General features: G+C 53.1%; 5 protein-coding genes. All 5 read right to left on the minus strand.

Annotated elements, in window-relative coordinates:
- Positions 1–46 precede the first annotated feature (46 nt).
- On the minus strand, positions 47–925 hold the full coding sequence (rpnA, locus tag ACUU1M_RS10240; RefSeq protein ID WP_000039087.1) for a recombination-promoting nuclease RpnA: 879 nt from the start codon (positions 923–925) through the stop codon (positions 47–49).
- 202 nt (positions 926–1,127) lie between these two features.
- Positions 1,128–1,364, minus strand: coding sequence for a [Fe-S]-dependent transcriptional repressor FeoC (feoC, locus tag ACUU1M_RS10245; RefSeq protein ID WP_001295699.1), 237 nt, complete (start codon positions 1,362–1,364; stop codon positions 1,128–1,130).
- Positions 1,364–3,685, minus strand: a complete 2,322-nt coding sequence (gene feoB / locus ACUU1M_RS10250; protein WP_000737023.1) for a Fe(2+) transporter permease subunit FeoB — start codon at positions 3,683–3,685, stop codon at positions 1,364–1,366. The genes feoC and feoB overlap by 1 nt, the downstream gene beginning before the upstream one ends.
- Positions 3,686–3,701: 16 nt before the next feature.
- Positions 3,702–3,929: a ferrous iron transporter A gene (gene feoA, locus ACUU1M_RS10255; protein ID WP_001200453.1), complete on the minus strand. Its 228-nt coding sequence runs from the start codon at positions 3,927–3,929 to the stop codon at positions 3,702–3,704.
- Between the two features lie 437 nt (positions 3,930–4,366).
- Positions 4,367–6,688, minus strand: coding sequence for a Tex family protein (locus ACUU1M_RS10260; protein WP_000980713.1), 2,322 nt, complete (start codon positions 6,686–6,688; stop codon positions 4,367–4,369).
- Positions 6,689–6,766 lie beyond the last annotated feature (78 nt).

Below are 6,766 nucleotides of genomic sequence, written 5' to 3' on the forward strand. Positions count from 1 at the left end.
TTACATGCAAGATAGCACAAAGTAGCACTTAAGCAGGGTAGAGTATCTACTGACTCGCCGCAGCCAACTCTTCTTCTGACAGCCCGGTAAATCGCATGATGTCTGCAAGAGGGACTCCGGATTCAAGCATTATTTTGGCTATATGCAGGGCTTTGGATTGTTCCCCCTCCTGCCGCAATCTTTCCGCAATAGTCATTAAACTCTCCTTGTGTTTCGGTGAACGTTCGGCAACGCCGTCGATAAAATCGTTAAAACGTACAGCGTCGCCAGTTTGCAGTATGTAATTAAACAGCCCTTTGATTTGTCTGTCATTAGCGTATCCACTACTTAATAAGCAGGCCATTTGCTCTACCAGCCCCATCAGATCGCGTTGACGAATATGTTTTTGAATTAACTCCAGCAGCGCCATACGTCGGTGCTGCATGATTTCATCATCAGGCATGACGGTGACATCAATCAGCGGAAATGCGGAGGCATAAAGCTGCCTTGCCAGTTTGGGATCGGCGAAACAATCCAGCCAACACAGCGAATAGGGATAGGGGCTTTCAATACCGTGGTAAAACAACAATGGCACCACCATCGGCAACGTTTTGTATCCAGCATCAAGGTGATTTTGCATTGCGGCAATAGCGTAACGCATCATGCGAAATGCGATCAGTTTGTTTGAGGTGCTTTGATGTTCAATCAGACAATAGATGTATCCTGGTCCTTGTTCCGTTTTCACCGACCACAGCACATCGGAATAGCTTTCACGCAGATCGTCATCAATAAAGCTGCTCGACTCCAGCTTGAGGGTTTTCATATCACAGAGCGCGTGAATGGGTGCCGGTAAATGAAACGCAAGAAAATCGCGTGCCGTCTCCGGTTGACGTAAAAAGAGTTTGAACAGCGCATCATGTGGGGTGGAACTCTGCTTTTTACTCATGGCGTTCCTTCACCTGTTGTTTGAATGCCGCGACTCTACGCGCCACTCCACATCTGTGCATTAGCGAGTTTTCATCCCTGCGAGACGCTTTCAGAGGAACTTACGTTGCGCTGCAAGAATTGCATTTTTATGGAAAGCCGCACGCAAAAAAGCCCGGATGCAAACGCATACCGGGCTTTTCAAAACAGGCGATGGAGTATGGTTAACGCAGCGCCCACCACTCGCGCAGACAGGCTTTGCCTTCCGGGCAGCTTTTACAACTGCCAGAGAGGCAGCCGTCAGGTTCTTCCTGAATCCGCACGGCTTTGCCCATGCTTTCCAGCTGTTGCAGCATGGCGTTAATCATTGGCTGCGGAGTGTTCAATGTCTGGCTTATCTGGGTCGCTTCCATACGGCCCCGTAACGCCAGCAAATCACGTACCTGAATAAGTGAAGCCATTAATGGCAATCACCGGTGGTGCTGGCTGCGCAGCAACTGCTTACCGACTTGCGGGTTGCCAGCAGTTCGATATCCACCCGGCTACGCGCGCGGCGCAGCAGACCGATAACTACGATGTTAAACAGGATTACCGCCAGAATGCACACCAGGCTGTAAGTTGGGTGCTGACTGTAGCTGGCGACCTGATAGAACAATGTTGCCAGTGAGTAAGCGATATTCAGCCCCCACAGGATGGAGAAGCCCATCCAGCCACGGCTTGATTCACGGGCGATGGCTCCCATCACCGAGATACATGGTACATACAGCAGGACGAAAATCAGGTAGCTGTATGCGGCAGCTGCGCTACCGAATTTCTGATCCATCACGCCCATCGCCCCGGTACCCATTTCACCGTCGCCTTTGCTAGCTTCAATGGGGTTCATCAGTACGCTAAGGCTGAAGGTGTCTTTCAGGCTCTGCCAGGTTTCATCTACCGCACTGAACAGCTCTTCACCGAGGTTGAATTCCGCCGGATTGAACTCTTCGTCCTGAATATTTTCTGCGGTGTAGAGGGTGTTGAGCGTACCCACCACCACTTCTTTTGCCATTGCGCCCGTAAACAGGCCAACCGTTGCCTGCCAGTTATCTTCATGTACGCCAATCGGCTTGAAGACAGGGGTTATCACCCGGCTGACGGAAGCCAGCGCCGAGTCGTTGATGTTATCGACGATTTTCCCGCTCAACGAGAAGCTGTTGAAAGCGCTCAGGAAAATGCTGACGATGATAATCACTTTACCAGCACGCAGAACGAAGCCCTTCAGACGCTGCCAGGTCTGGATAATCAGGCTTTTAACGTGTGGTACATGGTAGACCGGCAGCTCCATGACAAACGGCGTCGCTTCACCGCGCATGATGGTGTACTTGAGCATCAGGCCAGTCAGCACCGCCATCACGATACCGAGCATATACAGCGAGAAAACCGCCAGGGCACCGTTCTGCCCGAAGAAGGCAGCCGCGAATACTGCGAAGATAGCCAGACGCGCGCCGCAGGACATAAACGGTGCCATCATGATGGTCATCAGACGTTCACGCGGTGCATCAAGCGTACGTGCGCCCATTACCGACGGTACGTTACAACCGAAACCGACGATCAGCGGCACAAAGGATTTCCCCGGCAAGCCCAGCGCCTGCATCAGGCGGTCCATCACAAACGCTGCACGCGCCATATAGCCGGAGTCCTCAAGGAAGGAGAGGAACAGGTACATCATGCCGATCTGCGGCACCAGTGGCAGCACGGTGTTAATACCGCCACCCAGGCCCTGGGCGAGGAAGATAGTCAGCCAGTCCGGGAAGTGGAGCGTGTAGCCAATCCATTGAATACCATGCACAAATAGCGCCACGGAGCCGACGTCAAACAGCGGCTGTAACGCCCCGCCGATGTTGATAGCCAGCAGGAACATCAGGTACATCACAAAGAGGAAAATCGGCAGACCGAGGAAACGGTTGAGCACGATTTTATCTACCGCAGTGGTGAAACGGCTGGGTTCTGCCGTCAGGGTGTTGCTTACCACATCACAGATGGCAGCAATGCACTGGTAACGCGCATCGGCAATGTGCAGCGCCGGATCATCCATTTCATTACGCAGACGGGCGAGGGTGGCATCCAGATGCTGCGACGCTTCACCGGCGTAGGCGCGGCTGTAGATATCGCCTTCCAGCATTTGCAGGCCCAGCCAGCGACGTTGTTTCAGCGGGATGTCGGAAGGCATCACTTTTGCCAGTGAATCTGCTTCGTTGAGTAGCGGCTGTGCGTAATGCACCAGTTCCACATTCTCGTTAGCTTTATAGCGATCAATCGCCAGCTTGAGCGCTTCAATACCGCGACCACGGGTTGAAACCAGCGGGATCACCGGGCAGCCAAGACGTGCCGATAGAGCATCAATTTCAATACGAATATTTTGCTTCTCGGCAATGTCGAGCATGTTCAGCGCCACGATGCAGGGAATACCGAGTTCCAGCAGTTGCAGCGTCAGGTACAGGTTACGCTCAAGGTTAGACGCATCCACCACGTTAATCAGCAGGTCGGCGTCGCCACTCAAAATGTAGTGACAGGCGATTTGCTCATCGAGCGAGGTCTGCGATGAGATGGTGGTCAGAGAATAGGTGCCGGGCAGGTCCACCAGCGTGACCTGATGATCGGTGGTGGAGAATTGCCCTTCTTTACGTTCGACGGTAACGCCAGCCCAGTTACCTACACGCTGACGTGCGCCAGTGAGCTGGTTAAATAAGGTTGTCTTGCCAGAATTTGGATTACCAATTAAGCCAATGGTTAATTTTTTCATTGTTGTTATCACCGTATTAACAGGAAACCGCTTCCACTTCTAATAAGGCCAGATCTTTTTTGCGTAATACCAGGCTCACGCGACGGGTTTCGATATGAATGGGGTCGCCGAGTGGAGCGACGCGCACCACATCAAAAGAGGAGCCAGGTAACATGCCTAGAGAAAGCAGTTTTTGGCGATATGCCGGGCTGATTTCACGGGAAAAGCCAGTGATTTTCCACGCAGTATCTGGAGTGTATTGCATAGGTGCCTACTTGTTTCTCATTAACTGGATAACTACCTCATGGGGCGTTTGACCGCGACATGAGACCAGATGATTTGCCAACAAAGGAGAGATTAAATAATCAACAACACAATGATAATGAGAATGGTTTCTATCAGCAATACTTAAAATGTGTGCGAATGTTGGTTTGAATAATAATCTGACTCAATGTTGATGTGGCTCAAGGTTATATCGCAGCGAAAATATAATTCGAATAGTGAGTTACCCGGACTGGCTAATGTTTAATTAAGGTTTCAGTTGTTAATGAAGTGATAAATATTAACGGAGTATATTGTGAGTTTGGCTGTGGAATAAAAGTGCCGGAGATATTCTCCGGCACTTTTATGTCAGGCAAAGCGTTCGTTGCCAGATGCGGCGTGAACGCCTTATCGCGCAGGTTTAGGGGCCAGTCCGGGCGTTTAACGTTTTTTACCCATCGCTGCCGCCAGCGCATCCATCATCGCGCTATTACCGGCAGGCTGCGCTTCACGACCGCGTGGTTTGGCTGCCGGGCGGTTGTTTTGCGGGCGTTCATTACCGCCGCCGCGACGAGAGTTGGTTTCGCCAGGCTGCTCGTCCAGACGCATAGTCAGGGCGATACGTTTACGCTGAAGATCCACTTCCAGCACTTTCACCTTCACAATGTCACCCGCTTTCACCACGGTATGCGGATCTTCCACAAACTTGTTCGACAATGAAGAGATGTGAACCAGGCCGTCCTGATGCACGCCAATATCGACAAACGCGCCAAAGTTGGTGACGTTGGTCACTGCGCCTTCGAGGATCATACCCGGTTGCAGGTCGTTCATTGTCTCGACGCCATCGGCAAACTGAGCGGTTTTAAATTCCGGACGCGGATCGCGACCCGGTTTTTCCAGCTCTTTGATGATGTCAGTTACTGTCGGCACACCGAATTTTTCATCAGTAAAGTCAGACGCTTTCAGGTTACGCAGTTCGCTGCTGTTACCCATCAGATCTTTCAGTGCCTGCTGTGTTGCTGCCAGAATGCGTTCCACCACCGGATAGGCTTCCGGATGAACGGTAGAGGCGTCCAGCGGGTTATCACCGTGGTTAATGCGCAGGAAGCCCGCGCACTGCTCGAAGGCTTTCGGCCCCAGACGGCTGACTTTCAGCAGTTGCTGACGGTTCTGGAACTGGCCGTTCTCATCGCGCCAGGCCACGATGTTTTGCGCCATCATGCGCGTCAGGCCCGCCACGCGGGTTAATAGCGGAACAGAAGCGGTGTTGAGATCGACGCCAACGGCGTTTACGCAGTCTTCTACTACTGCATCCAGTTTGCGGGCCAGTTGCGTCTGGCTGACGTCATGCTGATACTGACCTACGCCGATAGATTTCGGATCGATTTTCACCAGCTCCGCCAGCGGATCCTGCAAACGGCGGGCGATAGATACCGCACCACGCAGCGAAACGTCGAGATCCGGGAACTCCTGCGCTGCCAGCTCGGAAGCTGAGTAAACCGACGCGCCAGCTTCGCTGACGATCACTTTCTGTGCGGTCACTTTCGGGAACTGCTTCTGCACGTCGAGATAGAAACGTTCAGTTTCGCGGGAAGCTGTACCGTTGCCGATCGCCACCAGTTCAACGTTATGTTTTTCACACAAGGCAGCAACGGTCATCGCTGCTTTTGCGGCTTGTCCGGTGTGCGGGTAAATGGTATCGGTCGCCACCAGTTTGCCAGTGGCATCGACCACCGCCACTTTTACCCCGGTACGCAGACCCGGATCGAGGCCCATCGTTGCACGCAGTCCGGCAGGGGCCGCCATCAGCAGATCGTGCAGGTTACGGGCAAAGACGTTGATTGCTTCATCTTCCGCGCGTTCGCGCACGGTACCCATCAGTTCGGTTTCCAGATGCATCAGCACCTTGATGCGCCAGGTCCAGCTCACTACGCTTTTGCGCCAGCTATCCGCCGGGGCATTGTTCAGGCGCAGGCCAAGGTGATCCATGATGATTTGCTCGCAATAGCTCTCTTTGGGCGGCTCATCGAACTGCGGATCGGCATTCAGCGAAAGCTGGAGTACGCCTTCGTTACGCCCACGGAACATCGCCAGCGCGCGGTGAGAAGGCACCGTGGACAACGGTTCGTGATGATCGAAATAGTCGCGGAATTTCGCCCCTTCCTCTTCTTTACCGCTCACCACCGTAGAAACCAAATGCGCGTTCTTCCACAGATAATCACGCACTTTCGCCAGCAGCGCGGCATCTTCGGCAAACCGTTCCATCAGGATATAGCGCGCGCCATCCAGCGCGGCTTTGGTATCTGCCACGCCTTTATCGGCATCAACATATTGTGCAGCGGCGACTTCTGGCGTGTGTGACGGATCGCTCCACAGCAGGTCAGCCAACGGCTCAAGCCCTGCTTCAATGGCGATTTGCCCGCGGGTGCGGCGTTTAGGTTTGTAGGGCAGGTAGAGGTCTTCGAGTTCGGTTTTGCTTAGGGTGGCGTTGATGGCCTTCGCCAGATCATCGGTGAGTTTGCCTTGCTCGGAAATGGATTTGAGGATCGCCTGACGTCTCTCTTCCAGCTCGCGCAGATAGCTCAGACGCGTTTCCAGATTACGCAGCTGCGTGTCATCCAGACCGCCGGTGATTTCCTTACGATAACGTGCGATAAACGGCACGGTATTCCCTTCGTCAAGCAGGCGAACGGCAGCGTCAACCTGTTCCGGGCGCGCCTGAATTTCACCCGCAATAATGCGGCAGAACGAATCATTCATCATGGTTTGAGTTCATCTTTTCGGATCAAAAATCAGGGGATAGTTATACGGACTGGCTGGCAAAAATGCCAGCCATCGGCA

The sequence above is a fragment of the Shigella sp. SIG6 genome (genome assembly GCF_053555815.1).

What these genes read in the sequence shown, in the direction of transcription:
- rpnA (WP_000039087.1), bottom strand. Translation starts at nt 925, where the DNA reads ATGAGTAAAAAGCAGAGTTCCACCCCACATGATGCGCTGTTCAAACTC.
- feoC (WP_001295699.1), bottom strand. Translation starts at nt 1,364, where the DNA reads ATGGCTTCACTTATTCAGGTACGTGATTTGCTGGCGTTACGGGGCCGT.
- feoB (WP_000737023.1), bottom strand. Translation starts at nt 3,685, where the DNA reads ATGAAAAAATTAACCATTGGCTTAATTGGTAATCCAAATTCTGGCAAG.
- feoA (WP_001200453.1), bottom strand. Translation starts at nt 3,929, where the DNA reads ATGCAATACACTCCAGATACTGCGTGGAAAATCACTGGCTTTTCCCGT.
- ACUU1M_RS10260 (WP_000980713.1), bottom strand. Translation starts at nt 6,688, where the DNA reads ATGATGAATGATTCGTTCTGCCGCATTATTGCGGGTGAAATTCAGGCG.